Source organism: Streptomyces sp. NPDC087901, from assembly GCF_044742205.1.
GTDB lineage: Bacteria > Actinomycetota > Actinomycetes > Streptomycetales > Streptomycetaceae > Streptomyces.
The window spans coordinates 1-25,060 of record NZ_JBIUUC010000008.1 but is presented as its reverse complement, the minus strand read 5'-3'; the positions used below and the strand labels follow the sequence as shown (position 1 = coordinate 25,060).

The following is a 25,060-nucleotide window of genomic DNA, read 5'->3' as shown; positions in this document are numbered from 1 at the left end:
GTTGGAACCGTGGAGAATCCGAACACCACTTACGCGCCGACGGCGCACGGGAACGGCGGGACGGTCCATTCCCTGCTCGACGACGCGACCGCGGACACCCCGGACGCGCAGTGTCTGCACGACTCCGCCGGCGAGGTGACGTACCGGCGGATGGCCGAACTCAGCCACGGTTTCGCCGCCTGGCTCGGCGAGCAGGGCGCGGCACGCGGTGACCGGCTGCTCGTGCAGCTCCCCAGCCGGCGCGAGCTGGTTGCCATGGTCTACGGGGCCTCCCGCCTCGGTGTGATCCTGGTACCGCTCAACCCCGCGATGAAGGAGTACCACCTCCGGTCCGTCATCGAGGACGCCGAACCCTCCCTGATCATCGGCGACGGCCCCACCACCGAGGTACTCGGCCGGGCCGCCGCCCTCCCCGTGCACGACCTCGCGGCGATCTGGCCCCACGTCGAGGAGGCCGCCGGACACCCGGCGCTCCCGCCCCTGGACATCAGCGCCGACGACACCGCGTTCCTCGTCTACACCTCCGGCAGCACCGCCGCGCCCAAGGCGGTCGTGTGCCCCCACGCGCAGGTCACCTTCGCCTCCCGCGCCATCCAGGAGGTGCTGGGGTACCGGCCGGACGACGTCGTCTTCTGCCGCTTCCCGATCTCCTGGGACTACGGCCTGTACAAGGTGCTGCTCGCCTGCCTCGGACGCTCGCAACTGGTCCTGGACGGCGGCGAGTCCGACCTCGTACTGCTGCGACGCATGCGCGAGACCGGTGCCACCGTGGTCCCCATCGTGCCGTCCCTGGCCACGATGATCGGCACCCTCGCCCGGCGCGACACCCAGGACCCGCCCCCGGTACGGATGTTCACCAACACCGGAGCCGCGCTGCCCGACCACGCGGTCGCCGCCCTGCGCGAGGCGTTCCCCGGCGTCCAGGTGGTCCGCCAGTTCGGCCAGACCGAGTGCAAGCGCGTCACCATCATGCCGCCGGACCAGGAGCACGAGCGCCCCCAGTCGGTGGGCCTGCCTCTGCCCGGCACCACCGTCCTCATCCTCGACGCGGAGGGCCGGTCCCTCCCGACCGGCGAGACCGGCGAGATCGTCGCCGTGGGACCGCACGTCATGCCCGGCTACTGGCGCCGCCCCGAACTCTCCGCGCGCACCTTCCGCCGAGACCCCGACACCGGGGCGCTGCGCCTCCACACCGGCGACTACGGCCGGCTCGACGAGGACGGCTACCTCTACTTCGAGGGCCGCCGCGACGACATGTTCAAGCGCAAGGGCATCCGGATGAGCACGGTGGAGATCGAGGCCGCCGCCATGGACATCCCCGGGGTGCGCACCGCCACGGCGCTGCCGCCCACCGACACCCGCGACCTGGTCATCTTCGCCGAGACGGAACTGGCCCCCCACACCGTCCTGAAGGAACTGGCCGAACGCCTGGAGTCGGCCAAGGTGCCCGCTCTGTGCCGGGTCCTGGACGAACTGCCGCTGAGCCTGCACGGGAAGAACGCCCGGCAGGTACTGACCGAGATGATCGACGGGGAAGGGCGATGAGCCGCTACCAGGCACTGGCCGAACGATTCGGCACACCGCTGTACGTGTACGACCTCGACGAGCTCGACGCGGCACGGCAGCAGCTGTTCGACGCCCTGCCCGAGGAGTTCACCCTCTTCTACGCCCTCAAGGCCAACCCCCACCCGGGCCTGGTCCGGGCCCTGCGCGAGGGCGAGGGCCGCCACTGCCGGCCCGAGATCAGCTCCACCGGCGAGCTGGAGTCCGCCCTCTCCGCCGGCTTCCGGGGCGAGGACTGCCTCTACACCGGCCCCGGCAAGACCCCGGGCGAGCTGGACGAGGCGATCCGCCTGGGTGTCCGCGTCTTCTCCACCGACTCGGTCACCGACGTCCGCCATGTGGCCGACGCCGCCCTGGCGCACGGAGTGACCGCCGACTGCCTGCTGCGCGTCAACAGCGCGTCGGCCAGCGCCACCAGCAGCATCCGGATGACCGGCACGCCCTCGCAGTTCGGCTTCGACAGCGAGACCCTGGCCGACGTGGTCCCCGAACTGCGGACCGTCGCGGGCGTCCGCATCACCGGGATGCACTTCTTCCCGCTGAGCAACGCCAAGGACGAGGACAGCCTCGTCGGCGAGTTCCAGCACACCATCGAGCTGGCCGCACGCCTCCAGCACGAACTGGACCTTCCCCTGCGCTTCCTCGACATCGGCGGCGGCTTCACCGTGCCGTACGCCGTGCCCGGCAGCCGCGGGACGTACCCCAAGCTGCGCGGCGAACTCGCCGCCGCGCTGGACACCCACTTCCCGCAGTGGCGGACCGAGGGCCCCGAGATCGCCTGCGAGTCGGGCCGCTACCTCGTCGGGGCGAGCGGCACGCTCGTCGCCTCGGTCAGCAACGTCAAGGTCAGCCGTGGCCGCAAGTTCGTCATCCTCGACGCGGGCATCAACACCTTCGGCGGCATGTCGGGCCTCGGCCGGCTGCTGCCCGTAGCCGTCGGGACAGAATCGGGGGAGTGCGTCGAATCGGCCAGCCTGGTGGGCCCGCTGTGCACGCCCGGCGACATCCTCGGCCGTGAGATCGACCTGCCCGCACTCGCCGCCGGAGACCTGGTGACGATCCCCAACGCCGGCGCGTACGGGCCGACCGCCAGCCTGCTGATGTTCCTGGGCCGCCCGGCTCCCACCGAGGTGGTCGTGCGGGGGGACACGGTGCTGTCCGTCTCCCGGATCGAGCACAGCCGCTCCTACGCGGCCCTGGACGAACCGTTCGCGAACACCGAGGGAGGCACCGAATGAGCACCGGCCTCATGCACGGCGCCACGAGCACCGTGAGCCCGGCAGGTGCCCGGCGCGGCACCGTGGTCGTCACGACCGTGGCCTCCGACTCGCACACCTGGAACCTCGTCTTCCTCCAGCTGCTCATCGAGGAGCTCGGCTACGAGGTGATCAACCTGGGCCCGTGCGTCCCGGACCGGGTCCTCGTGGACGCCTGCCGGGAGACCGCCCCCGACCTGGTGGTGATCAGCAGCGTCAACGGCCACGGCCACCAGGACGGGCTGCGCGTCATCGAGGCGCTGCGCGCCTGCGGCGAACTGGCCTCGACCCCCGTGGTCATCGGCGGCAAGCTCGGCGTCGCCGGGCAGCAGAGCGACGCGGCGATCGGCGAGCTGATCTCCGCCGGATTCGACGCCGTCTTCGACGACGCCTCGACCGCCACAAGGGAGTTCAGCCGGTTCGTCGGCACGCTCTCCACCGCACCCCGCTCCCTGGAGCGCACCGAGGTCGGGGCGTGAGACCGGGCGCGCACCCGCTCCGGCGGACGGCCGAGGGGGCGCGCCCGGTTGACTTCGGAGCCTTCGTCCGGGCGAGAAGCCGCGACGGTGACCTGGTGGTGCAGCCCCGGATGGGGTTCAGCGACCCCGCGACCATGCGCGCGGGGCTGGCCGCCACCCGTGCCGCCGACGCCACGACGGTCGGCACCGTCACCCTCGACAGCTACACGAGAGTCGGCGAACTCGCCTCCGTCGAGAGCGCCTTGCGCGCCGGGGCCGGACTCAACGGCTACCCCATCGTCAGCTACGACCCGGCCGTGACCGGGCAGGTCCTCGCGGGGATCAGGGACGAGACGTTCCCGGTCCAGGTCCGGCACGGATCGGCAGTCCCCGGGGACATCTTCGCCGCGCTGCGCAGGACGCTGATCAACGCCACCGAGGGCGGCCCCGTCTCCTACTGCCTCCCCTACGGGCGTACTCCGCTGGACGAGTCCGTACGGAACTGGGTCCGCTGCACCGAGGATTTCGCACAGCTGCGGGAATCCGGAGTGGAACCGCATCTGGAGACGTTCGGCGGCTGCATGCTCGGGCAATTGTGCCCACCGAGCCAGCTGGTGGCGATCAGCGTGCTCGAAGCGCTTTTCTTCTGCCAGCACGGAATTCGCAGTGTGTCGCTCAGTTATGCCCAGCAGACCCACCCGGAGCAGGACCGGGAAGCGGTCGCGGCTCTGCGGCGGCTCTGCGGGGAATTGCTTCCGACGCCCAACTGGCACGTGGTCATCTACGCCTACATGGGCGTCTACCCGACCACGGACGAGGGCGCCTATCTGCTGCTCGACCAGGCGACGCGTCTCGCGGTCGACTCCGGGTCGGAACGGCTCATCGTGAAGACGGTGGCGGAATCCCGCCGGATCCCGACCGTCGCGGAGAACGTCGCCGCACTGGAGTCGGCGGCCAGGACCGCGAGGACGGCGCCGCCCGGCGTCCCGGCCCGCACGGAGTCCGACTCGCAGACATACGCGGAGGCCAGGGCCCTGATCGAGGGCGTACTCGAACTGTCCCCGGACATCGGGCACGCCTTCGAACTCGCCTTCAGGCAGGGCGCTCTGGACATCCCCTACTGCCTGCACCCGGACAACCACGGCCGGGCCCGCAGCTACATCGACGGCGACGGCCGGCTGAGGTGGGCCGGAACCGGGCGGCTGCCGCTGGCCGGGCTCGTCGGCCCGACCCGTACCCGCGATGTCACATCGGCGGGGCTGCTCGCCGATCTCTCCTACGTACAAAGGGCGTTCGACCGGGTCGCGCTGGAATCCCGTGGTACCCACGACCGCGACGGTGCCGACATCGCGTCGGCCGGAATCCGGTCCCTCTCCGGCGGCGAATCACAGAAGAGTTCTTGAGACTTAGGGGGGCCGTAGGGGCTGTGCGCGGCCCTTTCGCCTTCATAGCGTGACCCGCAGTGGTGCGGTTCCTTGGTGAATTCCGTCCGGTGACGGGCGACAATTGTGTGGAGTGCAGATGACTGAGTCGGAAAACTTCGTCTCTGGCACCGACGGTGTGCCGGACGGGGGCACGGTGCAGCAGGCCGCACTCGTGCGTGAGCTGGAATCCCTCCCCACCTCGGAGCAGACCCGGGTGCTGCTGGACCTGGTGCGTGAGAGCACCACGGCCGTACTGCGGCAGACCCGGCCGGACACCACGCAGACCGTGGACCCGGCACGTGCCTTCCGCGAGCTGGGGCTCGACTCCGTGGCGCTGGTGGCGCTGCACGCCCGGCTGATCGACGCCACCGGCCTCCCCCTGCCCCCTACCGTCGCCTTCGACCACCCCTCACCGGCCGCCCTCGCCGCGCATCTGCGCACCGAGGCCCTGGGCCTGCCCGATCTGCCCGATCCGGTCTTCTCACCGGGCATCGCCACCGACGACCCGATCGCCGTCGTCGGCATCGGCTGCCGCTACCCCGGTGATGTGTCGTCCCCCGAGGACCTGTGGCAGCTGGTGGCCGACGGCACCCACGTCCGCGACGACTTCCCCACCGACCGGGGCTGGGACCTCGACCGCCTCTTCGACGACGACCCCACGGCCCCCGGCACCACCTACGCCCGCCACGGCGGATTCCTGTCCGGTGCTGCCGAGTTCGACGCGGACTTCTTCTCCATCAGCCCCCGTGAAGCCCTCGCGATGGACCCGCAGCAGCGCCTCGTGCTGGAGACCGTGTGGGAGGCCGTGGAGCGGGCCGGGATCGACGCGCGGACCCTGCGTTCCAGCCGGACCGGCGTCTTCGTCGCCGCCGAGCCGCAGGAGTACGCGATGCGCCTGCACGAGGCGCCGGACGGGCTGGACGGATACCTGCTCAGCGGCAACGCACCCAGCGTCGTCTCCGGCCGGGTCGCCTACACGCTCGGCCTGGAAGGCCCCGCGCTGACCGTCGACACCGCCTGCTCGGGTTCGCTCGTCGGCATCCACCTCGCCGTCCAGTCCCTGCGGCGCGGCGAGTGCACCCTCGCGCTGGCCGGCGGGGTCGCCGTCATGGGCAGCCCCGGCGTGTTCACCGCGTTCGCGCGACAGCGCGGTCTCGCGGCCGACGGCACGGTCAAGGCGTTCGCCGCCGCCGCGGACGGCACCGCGTTCGCCGAGGGCGCCGGTGTGTTCGTCCTGGAACGCCTCTCCGACGCACGGGCCAACAACCACCCGGTCCTCGCCGTCATACGCGGCACCGCCATCAACCAGGACGGCGCGTCCAACGGCCTGACCGCGCCGAGCGGCCGCGCCCAGCGCCAGGTCATCCGCCAGGCACTCGCGGACGCCGGACTCACCACCGGCGACGTCGACGCCGTCGAGGCGCACGGCACGGGCACCACGCTCGGCGACCCGATCGAGGCCCAGGCGCTGATCGCCACGTACGGGCAGGAGCGCACCGGGGGACCGGTCCGGCTCGGTTCGGTGAAGTCCAACATCGGCCACACCCAGGCGGCTGCGGGCTCGGCCGGCCTGATCAAGATGATCATGGCGATGCGTCACGGTCTGCTTCCCGCGACGCTGCACGTCGACGCACCCTCGCCCAACGTCGACTGGTCGGCGGGGGAGGTCCGCCTGCTGACCGAACCCGTCCCGTGGACGCCCGGCGAACGCACCCGCCGGGCCGCCGTCTCCTCCTTCGGCGTCAGCGGCACCAACGCCCACATCGTCGTCGAGGAACCGCCGGCCGAGACCACGCAGAGCGCCGCCGCCGAGGGTGACGGCACCCCGGCCGAGGACGGACGACCCCTGCCGGCAACGCTCTCGGCGAAGAGCGAGGCCGCCCTGCGCGACCAGGCGCGACGCCTGCTGACACACATCGAGAAGACCCCCGGCGCCCGGCCGGTCGACCTCGCCCACTCCCTGGCGACCACCCGCTCCGCGCTGCCGCACCGCGCCGTGGTGCTCACCGGAGACCGCGCGGGCCTCCTCGACGGGCTGCGCGCCGTGGCGGACGGCCGCGACGCCCCCGGCGTGTTCACCTCGGTCACCGGCGGCGGCACCGCGTTCCTCTTCACCGGCCAGGGCAGCCAGCGCCTCGCCATGGGGCGCCGCCTGTACGACGCCTACCCGGTCTACGCCAAGGCCCTCGACAACGCCATCGGCTATCTCGACCTCCAGCTCGACCGCTCCCTGTGGGACGTTCTGTTCGCCGACGAGGACACCCCCGAGGCGGCCCTGCTGGACCGCACCATGTACGCGCAGGCTGCCCTCTTCGCCGTCGAGGTCGCCCTGTTCAGGCTCCTGGAGTCCTGGGGCGTCCACCCCGACTACGTGGCCGGGCACTCCATCGGCGAGCTGACCGCCGCACACGTCGCCGGTGTGCTCTCGCTCGACGACGCCGCCACCCTCGTCGCCGCACGCGGCCGGCTGATGCAGGCACTGCCCGAGGGCGGCGCCATGATCGCCGTGGAGGCGGACGAGGAGACGGTGGAGCCGCTCCTCGCACACTGCCGCGACACGGTGAGCATCGCCGCGGTCAACGGCCCCCGCTCGGTCGTCCTTTCCGGGGACGAGGACACGGTCACCGCCCTCGCCGCCCGGCTGGAGGCCGACGGCCACCGCACCAAGCGGCTCCGGGTCAGCCACGCGTTCCACTCGCCGCTGATGGAACCCATGCTCGACGAGTTCCGGCAGATCGCCCGGATCCTCACCTACAACGCGCCGAAGCTGCCCGTCGTCTCCGCCCTCACCGGCGGACTCGCCACCGCCGGGGAACTCACCGACCCCCAATACTGGGTACGGCACATCAGCGCGCCCGTACGCTTCCACGACGCCGTCGCCTCCCTCACGGACCGGGAGGTCGCCACCTTCCTCGAACTCGGACCCGACCCGGTGCTCTGCGCCATGGGCCGCGCGAGCGCCGACCCGTCCGCGGTGTTCACCCCGCTCCTGCGCCGCGGGCACGACGAGGCGTACCAGCTGCTCAGCTCCCTGGCCGTCGCCCACGCACGCGGCACCCGCGTCGACTGGCACGCCTTCTTCGCCGGTGCCGGCGCCCACCGCGTCGACCTGCCCACCTACGCCTTCCAGCGCGAGCGGTTCTGGCTCAGCGCCCCCGACGCCGCCCAGGACGCGACGGCGCTCGGCCAGATGGCCGCCGACCACCCCCTGCTGGGCGCGGTGGTGGGCCTCGCGGACACCGGTGGCGCGGTCCTCACCGGACGGGTCTCGCTGCGCTCGCACCCCTGGCTCGCCGACCACGTGATCGACGGCCATGTCCTGCTGCCCGGCACCGCGTTCGTCGACCTCGCGGTCCGGGCCGGTGAACAGACCGGCTGCGAACGCCTCGACGAACTGGTCATGGCGGCCCCGCTGACCCTGCCCACCACGGGCGGCGTCGCCCTCCAGATCGTTGTCGACGCCCCCGACACCGCCGGCCGTCGCGCCGTCGCCTTCTACTCACGCGACGAGGACGCCCCCGCCGACGCCCCGTGGACCCGTCACGCCACCGGCCGCCTCGCGCCCCGGGACCTGACCGGGCCGCAGACCGCGGAGTTCGCGGCCGGCACCTGGCCGCCCCCCGGCGCCGAGGCTCTCGACATCACCGGCCTCTACGGTGACCTGGCCACGCAGGGCTACGGATACGGCCCCGCCTTCCACGGTCTGCGAGCGGTCTGGAAGGCAGAAGAGGGCGAGGTGTTCGCCGAGGTACGGCTGCCCGACACGGCAGGCGACCCGGCCTCCGCCTACGGACTCCACCCCGCACTCCTCGACGCGGTCCTGCACGCCACGGACTTCGCCACAGCGGCCGCCACGGACGGCCCTGACGACCGCATCCTGCTGCCCTTCGCCTGGACCGGCGTCACCCTGCACGCGGCGGGCGCGACCACGCTGCGGGTCCGCGTCACCGCCACCGGCACCGACGAGGTCGCCCTCGAACTGGCCGACGCCACCGGAGCCCCGGTGGCCTCCGTCGACTCCTTCCTCGTCCGGCCCCTCGCCGCCGGCGGACTGGCCGCCACCGCCCACCCCGACGCGCTCCACCACGTCCGGTGGACCCCGCTGCCGACCCCCGCCGCCACCTCGACGAACCCCGACGCCGCCGTCCACGCCTGCCCCGCGCCGACCGGAACCGACGTCGCCGCCGACGTCCGCACCGTCCTCGGCACCACGCTGACGGCCGTACGCGACTGGCTCACCGACGAGAGGTCCACCACCGCGCGCCTGACCGTACTCACCCGGGGCGCGGTCGCCGCCGCCACCGGCGAGCAGGCCGCACTCGCCCAGGCGCCCGTCTGGGGCCTGGTGCGCTCGGCGCAGGCCGAACACCCCGGCCGCTTCCTCCTGCTCGACACCGACGGCTCCCTCGGCACGGACGAACTGCTGCGCCTCACCGCCGACTCGGACGAGCCCGAAATCGCCCTGCGCGACGGCCGGTTGCACGCCCCACGGCTGATCCGCACCACACAGGCGCCGGACACCGCAGCCACTCCCTGGCGCACCGACGGCACCGTTCTGATCACCGGTGGCACCGGCGGCGTCGGCGCCACGGTCGCCCGGCACCTGGTCACCGCACACGGTGTACGCGGACTGCTGCTCACCGGCCGCCGGGGCGCGGACGCCCCCGGTGCCGAGGAGCTGCGCGCCGAGCTGACCGCGCTCGGTGCCGAGGTCGTGATCGCGGCCTGCGACGCCGCCGACCGCGAGGCGCTGGCCGACGTGCTGGCCGCCGTACCGGAGCGGCTGCCGCTGAGCGCCGTGGTGCACGCGGCGGGGGTGCTCGACGACGCACTGGTCGACTCGCTCGACGACGCCCGCCTGGACACCGTCCTGCGACCCAAGGCCGACGGGGCCTGGAACCTGCACGAGCTCACCCGTGACAGCGACCTGTCGGCGTTCGTCCTGTTCTCCTCCACCGCCACCCTCCTGGACGGCGCGGGACAGGGGAACTACGCCGCCGCCAACGTCTTCCTCGACGCACTGGCCACCCACCGCGCAGCCCTCGGCCTCCCCGCGACCTCCCTCGCCTGGGGGCTGTGGACCGGCACCGGCGGCATGGGCGGCAGCCTCGACGAGGCCGCGCTGCGGCGCATCGAGCGGCTCGGCCTCCAGCCCCTGTCCGTCGCGGAGAACCTCGCCCTCCTGGACCGTGCGATCACCACCGTCGGCCACCCGGCCGTCGTGCCGGTACGGCTGAACCTGCGCACACTCAACGCCCGCGCCGACGACGTCCCGGCCCTTCTGCGCGCCCTGGTCCGTCCGCCCCGCCGCGCCGTGGGCGGCGGCGGGGTCAGCGTCGAACAGTCACTCGCGCGGAGCCTGAGCGGCCTGACCCGCTCGGAGCGCGGCGAGGCCCTCCTCGATCTGGTCCGTACCCAGGTGGCCGCAGTCCTCGGCCACGACGGTCCCGAACGCGTCCTCACCACAAGGGCGTTCAACGAGATGGGCTTCGACTCCCTCGCGGCCGTCGAACTCCGCAACCGGCTCAGCGCCGCCACCGGCCTGCCACTCACGGCCACGCTCGTCTTCGACTATCCCTCGCCCGGAGCCCTCGCCGACCACCTGGCCTCCCGGCTCGGCGGCGACGCGGAGCAGCAGGCCGGACGGCGCGCTCCGGCCGCCCCCACCGCGTTCGACGACGATCCCATCGCCATCGTTTCCATGGCCTGCCGCTACCCCGGCGGCGTGACCTCGCCCGAGGAGCTCTGGCAGCTCGTCGAGGAGGGACGCGACGTCGTCTCGGCATTCCCCACCGACCGCGGCTGGGCCACCGACATCCACGACACCGATCCCGGCACGCCGGGCAAGAGCCTCACCGATCAGGGCGGATTCCTTTACGGGGCGGCCGACTTCGACGCCGAGTTCTTCGGCATCAGCCCCCGCGAGGCCCAGGCCATGGACCCCCAGCAGCGGCTGCTGCTGGAGATCGCCTGGGAGACCGTCGAACGCGCGGGCATCGATCCGCACACCCTGCGCGGGAGCGACACCGGTGTCTTCGCCGGTGTGATGTACCACGACTGGGGGCTGCGGCTCGGCCCGCTGCCCGAGCACGTGGCCGGCTACCACGGCAACGGCAGCCTCGCCAGCGTGGTCTCCGGACGGGTCGCCTACACCCTGGGCATCGAAGGCCCCGCCGTCACCGTCGACACCGCCTGCTCGTCCTCCCTCGTCGCCCTGCACTGGGCCGCCCAGGCGCTGCGCCGGGGCGACTGTGCCCTCGCCCTCGCGGGCGGCGTCACCGTCATGTCCACCCCGGACACGTTCGTCGACATGAGCAGGCAGCGAGGCCTGGCCACCGACGGGCGGTGCAAGTCGTTCGGCAGCGGTGCCGACGGCACCGGCTGGGGCGAGGGCGTCGGCATGCTCCTGCTGGAGCGGCTCTCCGACGCCGAACGCAACGGCCACCGCGTGCTCGGTATCGTCCGGGGCTCCGCCGTCAACTCCGACGGGGCCTCCAACGGCCTCACGGCCCCCAACGGCCCGGCCCAACAGCGGGTCATCCGACGGGCGTTGAGCGTCGCCGGCCTTACCCCGGCAGACGTCGACGCCGTCGAGGGCCATGGCACCGGCACCGTCCTGGGCGACCCGATCGAGGCCCAGGCGCTGCTGGAGACGTACGGCCAGGAGCGCCCCGCCGCCGACAGCCCGCTGCTGCTCGGCTCCATCAAGTCCAACATGGGCCACACCCAGGCGGCGGCCGGCGTGGCGGGCATCATCAAGATGGTGCAGGCCATGCGCCACGGCACCCTGCCCGCGACCCTGCACGCCGACGAGCCGTCCCCCCAGGTGGACTGGGACTCCGGAGCCGTCGCGCTGCTGACCGGCCCCACCGCATGGCCCGCGCACGGCCGTCCTCGCCGGGCGGGAATCTCGTCGTTCGGTATCAGCGGCACCAACGCCCACGTGATCATCGAGGAGCCGCCCGCCGTCACACCGCCCGCCACCACGCCGCAGGACGCACCCGAGCAGGCCGGGTCCACGACCGGCCCGGTCGCCTGGCCGATCTCGGCGAGGACCCCGGACGCGCTGAGCGCCCAGGCGACGCGCCTGCTCAGCCACCTCGCGACCGTCCCCGACGACGCACTCGCAGCAACGGGCCACGCTCTCGCGACGACCCGCGCCGCTCTGGACCACCGCGCCGTCGCGCTCGGGGCCGACCGTGCTGAACTCGCCGCCGCTCTGGAGGTGTTGGCCTCCGGCGGCGGTCCGGTGCGGGACGTGGTGAGCGAGGGCAAGGTTGCGTTCCTGTTCACGGGTCAGGGTGCGCAGCGGCTTGGTATGGGGCAGGAGTTGTACGGGGCGTTTCCGGTGTTCGCGGAGGCGTTCGATGCGGTGGTGGCTGAGTTGGATGCCCGGTTGGGTGTGAGTCTGCGTGAGGTGGTGTGGGGTGAGGATGCCGGTCTGCTGAACGGGACGATGTTCGCTCAGGCCGGTCTGTTCGCGGTGGAGACGGCGTTGTTCCGGCTGGTGGAGTCGTGGGGTGTGCGTCCGGACTTCCTGGTGGGTCACTCGGTTGGTGAGATTGCGGCTGCGCATGTGTCGGGTGCTCTGTCCCTGGCGGATGCGGCTGAACTGGTGGTGGCGCGTGGTCGGTTGATGCAGGCGCTTCCCGCTGGTGGGTCGATGGTGGCGGTGGAGGCGACGGAGGCTGAGGTGCTTCCGTTGCTGAACGGTGAGGTGGGGATCGCTGCGGTCAACGGTCCGCGTTCCGTGGTCGTCTCGGGTACGGAGGCGGCGGTTCGCGAGCTGGTCGCGACGTTCGAGGCGCAGGACCGCAGGACGAGTGTGTTGCGGGTGTCTCACGCCTTCCATTCGCCGTTGATGGAGCCGATGTTGGCGGAGTTCGGGGCGGTGGTGGCCGGGCTGTCGTTCGGTGCCCCGTCGATTCCTGTCGTGTCGGGTGTTTCCGGGGACCTGTCCGAGGGCTGGGGCTCGCCGGAGTACTGGGTGCGCCATGTCCGCGAGGCCGTGCGGTTCGCCGACGCGGTCCGGTTCCTGGAGGACCGCGGCGTCACCTCGTACATCGAGATCGGACCGGACGCCGTGCTCAGCGGCATGGGCCAGGACTGCGTCCAGGACGCGGAGGCGACGGCGTTCGTCCCGTCGCTGCGACGGAACCGGCCCGAGGTCCGCGAACTCCTCGCCGCCGTCGGTCGCGCCCACACACGCGGTGTCACCGTCGCCTGGGACACCTTCTTCGGTCTCCACGGCATCGGACAGGGCCCGGACCTGCCCACCTACGCCTTCCAGCACCAGCGCTACTGGCTCGACCTGGCCACCGCCCCCGGCGACCTGGACGCGGTCGGTCTCGAAGCTGTCACCCACCCCCTGCTGAGCGCCGCAGTGGCGACGCCGGACGACGGTGGGGTCGTCCTCACGGGGCGGCTCGCGACCGGCACCCAGCCGTGGCTCGCGGACCACGGCGTGCTGGGCAGCGTGCTGCTGCCGGGCACCGGCTTCGTCGAGCTGGCGATCCGGGCGGGCGACCACGTCGGCTGCGGCCGGATCGAGGAGCTGCTCCTCGAAGCGCCGCTGACGCTGCCGGCCCGGGGAGGTGTCGCCCTGCGCGTCGTCGTCGGCGCACCGGACCCCTCCGGCGCCTGCACCGTCAGCATCCACTCGCGCGGCTCCTCGGACCCCGACGCCCCGTGGACCAGACATGCCCACGGCACCCTCACCCGCGAGGCATCCGAACCCGCCTTCGACCTCACCCAGTGGCCGCCGGCCGGCGCCACCCCGGTCGACGTCGCATCCGCCTATGAGCGGCTGCGCGAGCGCGGCTACGCCTACGGCCCCGCCTTCCAGGGCCTGCGCGCGGCCTGGCGGCGCGGCGACGACGTGTTCGCAGAGGTCGCCCTCGACGGTGCCGCCCGCGACGAGGCGCCGGCCTTCGGGCTGCACCCCGCGCTCCTCGACGCGGCCATGCACGCCGATCTGCTGACGGACCCGGCCGCCGACGCGGCCACCCTGCTGCCCTTCTCGTGGAACGGCGTCACCCTGCACGCCGCCGGAACCCCCTCGCTACGCGTCCACATCCAGCGAATCCGCGGCGACGAGGTGTCCGCCATCCTGGTCGCCGACGAGAGCGGCGCACCGGTGGCCACCGTGGAGTCGCTCGTCTCACGCCCGGTCTCGCCGGAGCAGATCGCCGCGGCCTCGGGCGCACCCTCCGCCGCCCTCCACCGGATCGTCTGGCAGCGGACGGAGCCCGCCGCCGCGAAGGCCGACGCCGCCACCGCGTACACCGTCCTGCACTGCCCGGCATCGCCCGAGGGCCAGCACGTCCCGGACGCCGTGCGCGCCCTCACCCACCGGGTGCTCGGCGAGATACGCGACCGGCTCGCCGACCCGGAGGCGGGCACCGACCCCCTCGTCGTGGTCACCCGGCGCGCCGTGCCCGTGCGGTCCGCCGAGGACGTGGACCCGGTCCAGGCACCGGTATGGGGTCTGGTGCGTGCCGCACAGGCCGAGAACCCGGGCCGGTTCCACCTCCTCGACGTCGAGGACGAGTCCGAGGCGACGGAGGCCGCCCTCTCCGCGGCCGTCGCGTCCGGTGAACCCGAATCCGCCCTGCGCGGCGGCGAGTCCTGGGTGCCGAGGCTGGTCCGCGCCACCACCGCCGAGCCTGCACGGTCCGCCCCGTGGGACACCGAGGGCACCGTACTGGTCACCGGAGGCACCAGCGGCCTCGGCGCACTCGTCGCGCGCCACCTCGTCACCGAGCATGGCGTACGGCACCTCCTCCTGGCCGGCCGGCGCGGCATGGAGGCGCCCGGCGCGGAGGCACTCGCCGCCGAACTGGCGGGGCTCGGAGCACAGGTGAAGATCGCCGCGTGCGATGTGGCCGACCGCGAGGGGCTGGCCGCCCTGCTCGCCGGGATCGACGCCGCACGCCCGCTGCGCGCCGTCGTGCACGCCGCGGCGGTCGCCGACGGCGGCCTGGTCGGCAGCCTCACGCCCGAACGGTTCGATGCCGTCCTGCGCCCCAAGGCCGAGGGCGCCTGGCATCTGCACGAGCTGACCAGGGACACCGATCTCACCGCATTCGTCATGTTCTCCTCGGCAGGCGGCCTCGTCCTCGCGGCCGGACAGGCCGACTACGCGGCGGCCAACGTCTTCCTGGACGCCCTCGCCACCCACCGCGCGGCGGCCGGACTGCCCGCGACGTCCCTCGCGTTCGGCATGTGGGAGGTCAGCACCGGGCTCGGCGGCGACCTCACCGAAGCCGACCTGGAGCGGATGCGCCGGCTCGGCCTGCCCGCCCTCCCCGCCGACCGGGGCCTGGAGCTCTTCGACGCCGCCCTCGTCGCCGAGGACGCGGTCGTCGTCCCCCTCGCCATCGACGCGGCGGCGCTCGCCGCCCGGAGCGACGAGGTGCCCGCACTGCTGCGCGGCCGGGTCCGTACCCCCGCTCGCCGCACCGTCCGGGCGGCCGCCACCGGCTCCGCCCTGGAACGCCGCCTGGCCGGTGCGACCCCCGACGAGCGGGCCCGCATCCTGCTGGACACGGTCCGCACCCAGGTCGCCTCCGTCCTCGGCCAGCCGACCCCCGAGGCGGTCGGGCCCGACACGGCCTTCCGCGACCAGGGATTCGACTCCCTCGCCGCCGTGGAACTGCGCAACCTGCTGGTCGGCTCCACAGGGCTGCGGCTGCCTGCGACGCTGGTCTTCGACTACCCCAACTCCCGTGCCGTGGCCGGACATCTCGACACCCTGCTCACCGGCACGACCACCACCGTCGCTCTCACCGCCACCCCGCTCGCGGCCGTCGACGACGACCCGATCGCCGTGGTCGCCATCAGCTGCCGCTTCCCCGGAGGCGTCCGCTCACCCGAAGACCTGTGGGACCTCGTCGCGGACGGTGTCGACGCCATCGGTGACTTCCCCGCAGACCGTGGCTGGGACGCCGACGCCCTCTACGACCCCGAGCCCGGACTCCCCGGCCGCACCTACGTGCGCGAAGGCGGATTCCTTTACGACGCAGCCGAGTTCGACCCCGAGTTCTTCGGCATCATGCCGCGCGAGGCCCTCGCGATGGACCCGCAGCAGCGGCTGCTGCTCCAGTCCGCGTGGGAGACGTTCGAGCGCGCCGGAATCGACCCGGAGACACTGCGCGGCAGCCAGACCGGTGTGTACGCCGGTGTGATGTACCACGAGTACGGCAGCCGGGTCACCGACGTCCCCGACGACCTGGCCGGCTACCTCGGCAACGGCAGCGCGGGCAGTATCGCCTCCGGCCGCGTCGCCTACGCGCTGGGCCTCGAAGGGCCCGCCGTCACCGTCGACACGGCCTGCTCCTCCTCCCTGGTCAGCCTCCACATGGCCTGCCAGGCGCTGCGCACCGGCGAGATCGACCTCGCCCTGGCGGGCGGTGTCACGGTCATGCCGACCCCGGAGATCTTCGTCGACTTCAGCCGGCAGCGCGGACTCGCGGCCGACGGACGCTCCAAGGCGTTCGCGGGCGCCGCCGACGGCACGAGCTGGTCCGAGGGTGTCGGCCTCCTGCTGGTGGAGCGCCTCTCCGACGCCCGCCGCAACGGGCACCCCGTCCTCGCGGTGGTCCGGGGCAGCGCCATCAACCAGGACGGCGCCTCCAACGGCCTGACCGCCCCCAACGGACCCTCCCAGCAGCGCGTCATCCACAAGGCCCTGTCGGCCGCGGGACTCACCCCCGCCGACGTGGACGCGGTGGAGGGACACGGCACCGGCACCCGGCTGGGCGACCCGATCGAGGCGCAGGCACTGCTCGCCACGTACGGCCAGGGCCGCCCCGCCGACCACCCGCTGTGGCTCGGCTCGGTCAAGTCGAACATCGGGCACGCCCAGGCCGCCGCAGGTGTCAGCGGAGTCATCAAGATGGTGATGGCCCTGCGCAACGGCCTGCTGCCCCGGACCCTGCACGTCGACGAGCCGTCACCGCAGGTGGACTGGGAGGCCGGTGGCGTACGACTGCTGACCGAGCCGGTCACCTGGGCGGCGCACGACCGGCCCCGAAGGGCCGGCGTCTCCTCCTTCGGGCTCAGCGGTACCAACGCCCACGTCATCATCGAAGAGGCCCCGGCGGCCGAGGACGGCGAACCGGACGGCACCGCTGCCCGGCTGCCCGTCGTGCCGCTCCCCGTTGTACCGCTGCCGCTCTCCGCCCGGAGCGCCACGGCCCTTACGGCGCAGGCGGAGCGCCTTCTCGCCCATGTGGAAGCCCACTCCGACGAGTCGCTGGTGGACTTGGGGTATTCGTTGGCGACGACGCGTGCGGTGTTGGATCACCGTGCGGTGGTGCTGTCCGCGGATCGTGGGGCGGTGGTGCGTGCGTTGTCGGATCTGGTGGCGGGCCGGGAGTCTGCGGATGTCGTCACGTCGGCTGGTTCTTCGGCGGAGGGTCTGACGGCGTTCCTGTTCACGGGGCAGGGTGCTCAACGGCTTGGCATGGGCAGGGAGTTGTACGGGGCGTTTCCGGTGTTCGCGGAGGCGTTCGATGCGGTGCTCGCGGAGTTGGATGCCCGGTTGGGTGTGAGTCTGCGTGAGGTGGTGTGGGGTGAGGACGCGGGCCTGTTGAACGGGACGATGTTCGCGCAGGCGGGGTTGTTCGCGGTGGAGACCTCGCTGTTCCGGCTGGTGGAGTCCTGGGGTGTGCGGGCCGATGTGCTGGCCGGACATTCCATCGGCGAGATCACGGCGGCCCATGTCGCGGGTGTGCTGTCGCTGGCGGATGCGGCCGAACTGGTGGTGGCGCGGGGTCGGTTGATGCAGGCGCTTCCTGCCGGTGGGGTGATGGTGGCGGTGGCCGCTTCGGAGGCGGAAGTGCTTCCGCTGCTGAACGGCGACGTGGGCCTGGCGGCGGTGAACGGTCCGTCGGCCGTGGTGGTGTCGGGGGCGGAGAAGGAGACGCTCGCGGTCGCGGAGCACTTCGCCGCGCTGGGGCGCCGGACGAAGCGGCTGACGGTGTCGCACGCCTTCCACTCACCGCTCATGGAACCCATGCTCGACGCGTTCCGGAAGGTCGCCGAGACACTCTCGTACAACGCTCCCTCGATGCGCGTCGTGTCCCATGTGACCGGAACCGAAGCGACCGCCGAGCAGCTGACGTCGCCCGAGTACTGGGTACGTCACGTGCGCGAGGCCGTCCGTTTCGACGACGGCATCGCGCACCTCGCGGGCCAGGGCGTCACCCGCTTCGTGGAACTCGGACCCGACGCGGTGCTCACCGCACTCGCCGAGGCCACCGCGCACCACTCGCCCGGCACCCTCACCGTGCCCGTCCTGCGCAAGGGCCGCCCGGAGGTTCCCACCCTGCTCGCAGCCCTCGCCCGGCTGCACGTCGCCGGACCCGGCATCAGCTGGGCCGACGTCCTCGACGGTCGCGGCGGCCGCAAGGTCGAGCTGCCCACGTACGCCTTCGACCGGACCACCTACTGGCTCGACGCCCCCGATCCCGTCGGCGGCGACGTGACCGGCCTCGGCCAGACCGCCGCCGCGCACCCGCTGCTCAGTGCCGTGGTCGCCTCCCCGGAGGCCGGCGGCGTGGTGCTCACCGGGCGCCTCTCCGTCCGCACCCACCCCTGGCTCGCCGACCACGACGTCCTCGGGACCGTGCTGCTGCCCGGCACCGGCTACATCGAACTGGCCATCCGGGCCGGTGAGGAGGTCGGCTGCGAGGTGGTGGAGGAACTCACCATCGAGGCACTGATGCCGCTTCCGCCCCACGGCGGACTCGCCGTCCAGGTCGTCGTCGACGCACCCGACGCGGGCGGGCGCTGCTCACTCGCCGTCTACTCCCGCGCCGACGACGCCCCGGCCGGCGCACCCTGGAGCAAGCACGCCAGCGGCGTACTCGCCCCGGGAAGCGGACAGGCGCCGCCTGCCGGCGCCTTCGCCCCCGCGCCGGCCGACTGGCCGCCCACGGGCGCGACCGAGGTCGACATCTCCGGTGTGTACGACTACCTCACCGGCCAGGGCTACGGCTACGGCCCCATGTTCCGAGGACTGCGCGGCATCTGGTCCCGGGGCAGCGAGACGTTCGCGGAGGTGTCCCTGCCGGAGGACTCCCTGGACGTCGGCAAGGACTTCCGTCTCCACCCCTCGATCCTCGACGCGGCGCTGAGCGCGACCGACTTCATGGACGGGCGCCGCCCCCAGGATGTCGGCGGCACCCAGCTGCCGTTCGCCTGGTCCGGCGTCACCCTGCACGCCGCCGGCTCCTCGCGGCTGCGGGTGCGGATCACCGCCGTCGAATCCCACCGGTCACAGGGGTCGGACGCGGTACGCCTCGAACTCACCGACCCCACGGGCACCCCGGTCGCCACGATCGACTCCCTCGTGGTCCGCCCCGTCACCGCGGCCAAGGTCAACGCGGCCGCCGCCGCGGGTGGCGGCGGTGAACACGAGACCGTGTTCCAGCTGGTCACCCAGCAACTGCCCCTCGGCGCGGCCGTCGCCGCGGCCACTGACCGCTGGGCGGTGCTCGGCGCCGATCCCGGAGGCACACCCGCCGCCGGACCCGGAACCGCCTACCCCGACCTCGCCGCCCTCGGCGCCGCGCTGACCGGTGGCGCCCCGGTCCCCGACGTCGTCGTCCTGCCCGTGCCGCGGTCCACGGACCACGACGACATCCCGGCGGCCGTCCGCTCCGTGACCGGACAGGTCCTCGCCACGCTCCAGTCCTGGCTCGCGGACGAGCGGTACGCCGGGTCCCGCCTCATGGTGGTCACCCGCGACGCCCTCCCCGTCGAGGAGAGCGACACCGCCGCGGACCTGGTCCAGGCTCCGGTATGGGGGCTGCTGCGCGCCGCCCAGGAGGAGTACCCCGGCCGGTTCGTCCTCGTCGACTCCGACGGCAGCGCCACGGCCCGCGAGTCGCTTCCCGCCGTGGCCGCGTCCGGCGAACCCGAAGCGATCCTGCGCGGCGCCGAGGTACGGGTGCCCCGCCTGGCCCGGGTTCCGGCGACAGCACCCACGGTGCCCCTGCCCTGGGACGCCGAGGGGACCGTGCTGATCACCGGAGGGGCCAGCGGCCTCGGCGCCGTCGTCGCCCGCCACCTGGTGGAACGGCACGGCGTACGCCATCTCCTGCTCGCCGGACGGCGCGGCCAGGACGCACCCGGAGCCACCGAACTCCGCGACGCACTGCACGGACTCGGCGCGCGCGTCACCCTCGCGGCCTGCGACACGTCCGACCGTGCGGCCGTCGACGAACTGCTGACCGCGATACCGGCCGCACACCCGCTGACGGCGGTGGTCCACGCGGCCGCGGTCATGGACAACGCGCTGCTCGCCGCCCTCACCCCCGCACAGATCGACACGGTGATGCGCCCCAAGGTGGACGCGGCCTGGAACCTGCACGAGGCGACACGCGGCATGGACCTGAAGGCGTTCATCCTCTTCTCCTCCTGCGCCGGCCTGGTCGTCGGCATCGGCCAGGGCAACTACGCCGCAGCCAACCGCTTCCTGGACGCCCTCTCCGACCACCGCCGCGCGGCCGGACTTCCCGGTACGTCGCTGGCGTTCGGCCTCTGGGAGACCAAGACGGGCCTCGGTGGCGGCGTCACCCACGCCGACCTGCGGCGCATGCGCACCATGGGCATGCCCGCTCTGCCGACCGCCGAAGGCCTTGCCCTTCTCGATGAGGCCCTGGAACTCGACCGCCCCGTGCTCGTACCGATCCGGGTGGAACGCGATCGCCATGCCACGGCCGAACCGCCGCACCTGCTGAAAGACGTGCTCGGCGCACCGGAACGGCCCGCCGCCCGCAAGGAGGTGCGGGCACCCGCCGTCACCGCGGTGACCGCTCCCGCCGCCACCGAACTGACCCTGGAAAAAAGGCTGTCCGGCATGAAGGCGGCCGAACGCAGGCGCACCGTCCTGGACGTCGTGCGCGAGCAGGTCGCCGGCGTCAGCCACAGCGTTCCGGCCACCATCGACGTATCCAAGGGATTCACCGAGCTCGGCCTCGACTCGCTCGCCGCAATCGATCTGCGCAACCGGCTGCAGAAGGCCACGGGCCTCCGACTCCCGGCGACCCTCATGTTCGACTACCCCAGCCCGACGGTGCTGGCCGACTTCCTCCTCGACGAACTCCCGCCGGGCCTCGACGAGAACACACCGGACGTACCTGCCGGCACCGTGCTCGCCCCCGCGCAGAGCGGCCCGGGAAGTGCGGAGACCGACGCCTCCATCCGGCAGACCCTCGCGGACATCCCGGTCGACGCGCTCCGGGAGTCCGGCCTGCTGGACGCACTGCTGAAACTCGCCGCCCGACCCGCGGCACCCGCACCCGCCACCGAATCCGGCACGCGCGCCCCACAGGGCGAGGCCGCACAGGCCGGCGAAGCGATCAGGACCATGGACGTCGACGACCTGGTGCGCGCCGCGCTCGCGTCCGCCGACCCGACCCGGAACCCGAGCGAGGGCTGAGAACATCATGGAAGCATCTGTAGAGCAGTTGGTCGCCGCCCTCCGCACGACCATGGTCGAGAACGAACGACTCCGCTCGGCCAACGACCGCCTCACCGGCGACGCCACCGAGCCGATTGCGATCGTGGGGATGGCGTGTCGTTATCCGGGTGGTGTGGGTTCTCCGGATGAGTTGTGGGATCTGGTGGCGGAGGGCCGGGACGGTGTGTCGGGGTTTCCGGTGGATCGTGGGTGGGATGTGGAGGGGCTTTACGATCCGGAGCCGGGGAAGCCGAATCGTACGGTGACGCGTGAGGGTGGTTTCCTGTATGACGCGGCTGATTTCGATGCCGGGGTGTTCGGGATTTCGCCGCGTGAGGCGTTGGGGATGGATCCGCAGCAGCGGTTGTTGCTGGAGGCGTCCTGGGAGGCTGTGGAGAGTGCGGGGATCGATCCCCTCTCTCTGAAGGGCAGCCGGACCGGTGTCTTCGCCGGCGTCATGTACCACGACTACGGGCCGGGCACGAGCGACGGCAGCCTCGTCACCGGCCGCGTCGCCTTCACCCTGGGCCTCGAAGGCCCCGCCGTCACTGTCGACACCGCGTGCTCGTCCTCGCTCGTCGCCCTCCACTGGGCAGGACAGGCGCTGCGCCGAGGCGACTGCTCGATGGCACTGGTGGGCGGTGTGACGGTGATGACGACGCCGGACATGTTCGTCTACTTCAGCCACCAGCGGGGCATGGCGAAGGACGGCCGCTGCAAGTCCTTCGCCGCCGATGCCGACGGAACCGGCTGCTCGGAGGGCGTCGGCGTCCTGATGGTCGAACGCCTCTCGGACGCCCGGCGGAACGGGCACCCGGTCCTTGCGGTCATCCGGGGAAGCGCCATCAACCAGGACGGCGCGTCGAGCGGGATGACCACCCCCAACGGCCCGTCGCAGCAGCGGGTGATCCGCGCGGCACTGGAGAACGCCGGGATCGCGACCACGGACGTGGACCTGGTGGAGGCCCACGGGACGGGGACGCGCCTGGGTGATCCGATCGAGGCTCAGGCGTTGCTGGCGACGTATGGGCAGGGGCGTCCGGAGGGCGACCCGCTGTGGCTGGGCTCGCTGAAGTCGAACCTGGGCCACACCCAGGCCGCCGCCGGTGTCGGTGGTGTCATCAAGGCGGTGCAGGCGATCCGGCACGGTGTGCTGCCGAAGTCCCTCCACTCGAAGACGCGTTCACCACATGTGGACTGGGACGCAGGTGCGGTGGAGCTGCTGACGGAGTCGCGTGTGTGGCCGGAGCGGGATCGTCCGCGTCGGGTGGGTGTGTCGTCGTTCGGTCTGAGTGGGACGAACGCGCACGTGATCGTTGAGCAGGCCCCGGTGGTGGAGGAGCCGGAGGCGGTCGCTGCAGCTGAACTGCCGGTGGTTCCGGTCGTGCTGTCGGCCCAGAGTGAGGCGGGTCTGTCGGCGCAGGCCGGGAAACTGCTGAAGCAACTGGAGGCCTCTTCTTCGCTGCTGGATGTGGGCTTCTCGTCGGCGGTCTCGCGTGCGGCACTGGAGCATCGTGCGGTGGTGGCGGCCGCGGACCGTGAGGAGCTCGTACGGGGCTTGGCAGCCCTCGCCGAGGGGGAGCTGTCGTCGTCGGTGGTGAGCGGATCGGTGCGGCCGGCTGGTGCCACGGCGTTCCTGTTCACGGGCCAGGGTGCGCAGCGGCTGGGTATGGGTCGGGAGTTGTACGAGGCGTTTCCGGTCTTTGCCGAGGCGTTCGACGCGGTGCTGGTTGAGTTGGATGCTCGGCTGGGTGTGAGTCTGCGTGAGGTGGTGTGGGGTGAGGATGCCGGTCTGTTGAACGGGACGATGTTCGCTCAGGCCGGTCTGTTCGCGGTGGAGACGGCGTTGTTCCGGCTGGTGGAGTCGTGGGGTGTGCGTCCGGACTTCCTGGTCGGTCATTCCGTCGGTGAGATCGCGGCTGCGCATGTGTCGGGGGCTCTGTCGCTGGCGGATGCGGCTGAATTGGTGGTGGCGCGTGGTCGGTTGATGCAGGCGCTTCCCGCCGGTGGGTCGATGGTGGCGGTGGAGGCGGCGGAGGCCGAGGTGCTTCCGTTGCTGAACGGTGAGGTGGGGATCGCGGCGGTCAACGGTCCGCGTTCCGTAGTCGTCTCGGGCACGGAGGCGGCGGTTGCTGATCTGGTGGAGAAGTTTGCCGGTCAGGGGCGCAGGACGAGTGTGTTGCGGGTGTCGCATGCGTTCCATTCGCCGTTGATGGAGCCGATGTTGGCGGAGTTCGGGGCGGTGGCGGCTGGGCTGGAGTTCGGTGTTCCGTCGATTCCCGTGGTGTCGGGTGTGTCCGGGGATCTGTCCGAGGGTTGGGGTTCTCCGGAGTACTGGGTGCGGCATGTCCGCGAGGCGGTGCGGTTCGCGGATGCGGTGTCGTTCGTGGTGTCGCGGGGTGTGACGTCGTTCGTCGAGGTGGGTCCTGATGGTGTGCTGAGCGGGATGGCGCAGCAGTCGGTGGACTCGGGTGTATTTGTTCCGTTGGTGCGTAAGGGGCGTCCTGAGGTGGCCTCGGCGGTTGCTGCGCTGGGTCAGCTGCATGTGGCGGGTGTCCCGGTGGATTGGGCTCGGTTCTTTGAGGGTTCGGGTGCTCGGCGTGTTGGTTTGCCGACGTATGCGTTTCAGCGTGAGCGGTTTTGGTTGGAGTGTGTGGGTGGTGGGGATGCGGGTGGTTTGGGGCAGGTGGTGGTTGATCATCCGGTGTTGGGCGCTGTGGTGGAGTTGCCGGATTCGGGTGGTGTGGTGTTGACGGGTCGGTTGTCGTTGGAGGGGATGGGGTGGTTGGCGGATCATGTGGTGTTGGGGTCGGTGTTGTTGCCGGGGGCTGCGTTTGTGGAGTTGGTGGTGCGTGCTGGGGATGAGGTGGGTTGTGGGGTGGTGGAGGAGTTGACGTTGCGGGCGCCGTTGGTTGTTCCGGAGCGTGGTGGGGTGGCGTTGCAGGTGGTGGTGGGTGGTCCGGACGAGGTGGGGTGTCGTTCGGTGCGGGTGCATTCGCGTCGTGAGGATGCGGGTGCGGGTGGGGCGTGGGTGTTGCATGCGGATGGTGTCGTGGGTGGTGGTGCGGGGGAGTCGGTGCCGGCGTTCGACCTCACCGCATGGCCCCCGCCCGGCGCGACCGCCGTACGTACGGACGACGCCTACGAGCTGCTTCACCAACAGGGTTACGTCTACGGCCCCGTCTTCCGGGGGCTCAAAGCCGTGTGGCGGCGCGGGGACGACGTCTTCGCCGAGGTGGAGTTGCCCGAGCAGGCGCACGGGGACGCCGAACGATTCGGTCTGCACCCCGCCCTGCTCGACGCGACCATGCACGCGTTGGGAGTCGGTGAGGATGTCACGGGCGACGAGCCGACCGAGCTGCCCTTCTCCTGGACGAACGTGTCCCTGTACGCCGCCGGCGCCCGCTCGCTGCGCGTGCGGCTGTCGCCCCAGGGCGTCAGCAGCCTCACGCTGAGCCTGGCGGACCAGGACGGCGCTCCTGTGGCCACGATCGGCGGACTCATGTTCCGTCCGGTGTCGGTGGAGCAGTTGGTCGGGTCGGGTGGTGTGGGTGGTGGGTTGCATGAGGTGGTGTGGCGGCCGTTGGTGGCGTCTGTTGGTGGTGGTGTGCCGGTGTCGACGGTGTCGACGGTGTTTGAGGTGCCGTCGGTGGGTGTGGGTGTGGATCCGGTGGTGGGTGTGCGGTCGGTGTTGGGTGGGGTGTTGGAGGCGGTTCAGGGGTGGCTTGGGGGTGATGAGGCTGGGCCGTTGGTGGTGGTGACGCGTGGTGCGGTTTCCGTGGGTGCGGAGGCGGGTGTGGATGTGTGTGTGGCGCCGGTGTGGGGGTTGGTGCGGGCGGCGCAGGCGGAGAATCCGGGCCGGTTCGTGTTGGTGGATGTGGATCCGGC

The 25,060-nt window shown here is 72.2% G+C and carries 5 protein-coding genes and 1 pseudogene; all 6 read left to right on the top strand.

The annotated features are described in order from the left end of the window. Positions 1-9: 9 nt before the first annotated feature. On the top strand, positions 10-1,545 hold the full coding sequence (locus ACIOEW_RS23935) for an AMP-binding protein (protein ID WP_401965786.1): 1,536 nt from the start codon (positions 10-12) through the stop codon (positions 1,543-1,545). Next, positions 1,542-2,801: a type III PLP-dependent enzyme gene (locus ACIOEW_RS23930; protein WP_362557148.1), complete on the top strand. Its 1,260-nt coding sequence runs from the start codon at positions 1,542-1,544 to the stop codon at positions 2,799-2,801. The genes ACIOEW_RS23935 and ACIOEW_RS23930 overlap by 4 nt, the downstream gene beginning before the upstream one ends. Continuing rightward, positions 2,798-3,298 (top strand): cobalamin B12-binding domain-containing protein, encoded by a 501-nt coding sequence (locus tag ACIOEW_RS23925; RefSeq protein WP_401965784.1) that lies wholly within the window; start codon positions 2,798-2,800, stop codon positions 3,296-3,298. Before ACIOEW_RS23930 ends, ACIOEW_RS23925 begins: the two co-directional genes overlap by 4 nt. Continuing rightward, positions 3,295-4,680: a methylaspartate mutase gene (locus tag ACIOEW_RS23920; protein WP_401965782.1), complete on the top strand. Its 1,386-nt coding sequence runs from the start codon at positions 3,295-3,297 to the stop codon at positions 4,678-4,680. Before ACIOEW_RS23925 ends, ACIOEW_RS23920 begins: the two co-directional genes overlap by 4 nt. Before the next feature lie 118 nt (positions 4,681-4,798). Beyond that, positions 4,799-21,151 (top strand): SDR family NAD(P)-dependent oxidoreductase, encoded by a 16,353-nt coding sequence (locus ACIOEW_RS23915; RefSeq protein WP_401965780.1) that lies wholly within the window; start codon positions 4,799-4,801, stop codon positions 21,149-21,151. Positions 21,152-21,251: 100 nt separating this feature from the next. Continuing rightward, a pseudogene (locus tag ACIOEW_RS23910) lies at positions 21,252-25,060 on the top strand (type I polyketide synthase); the annotation flags it as partial.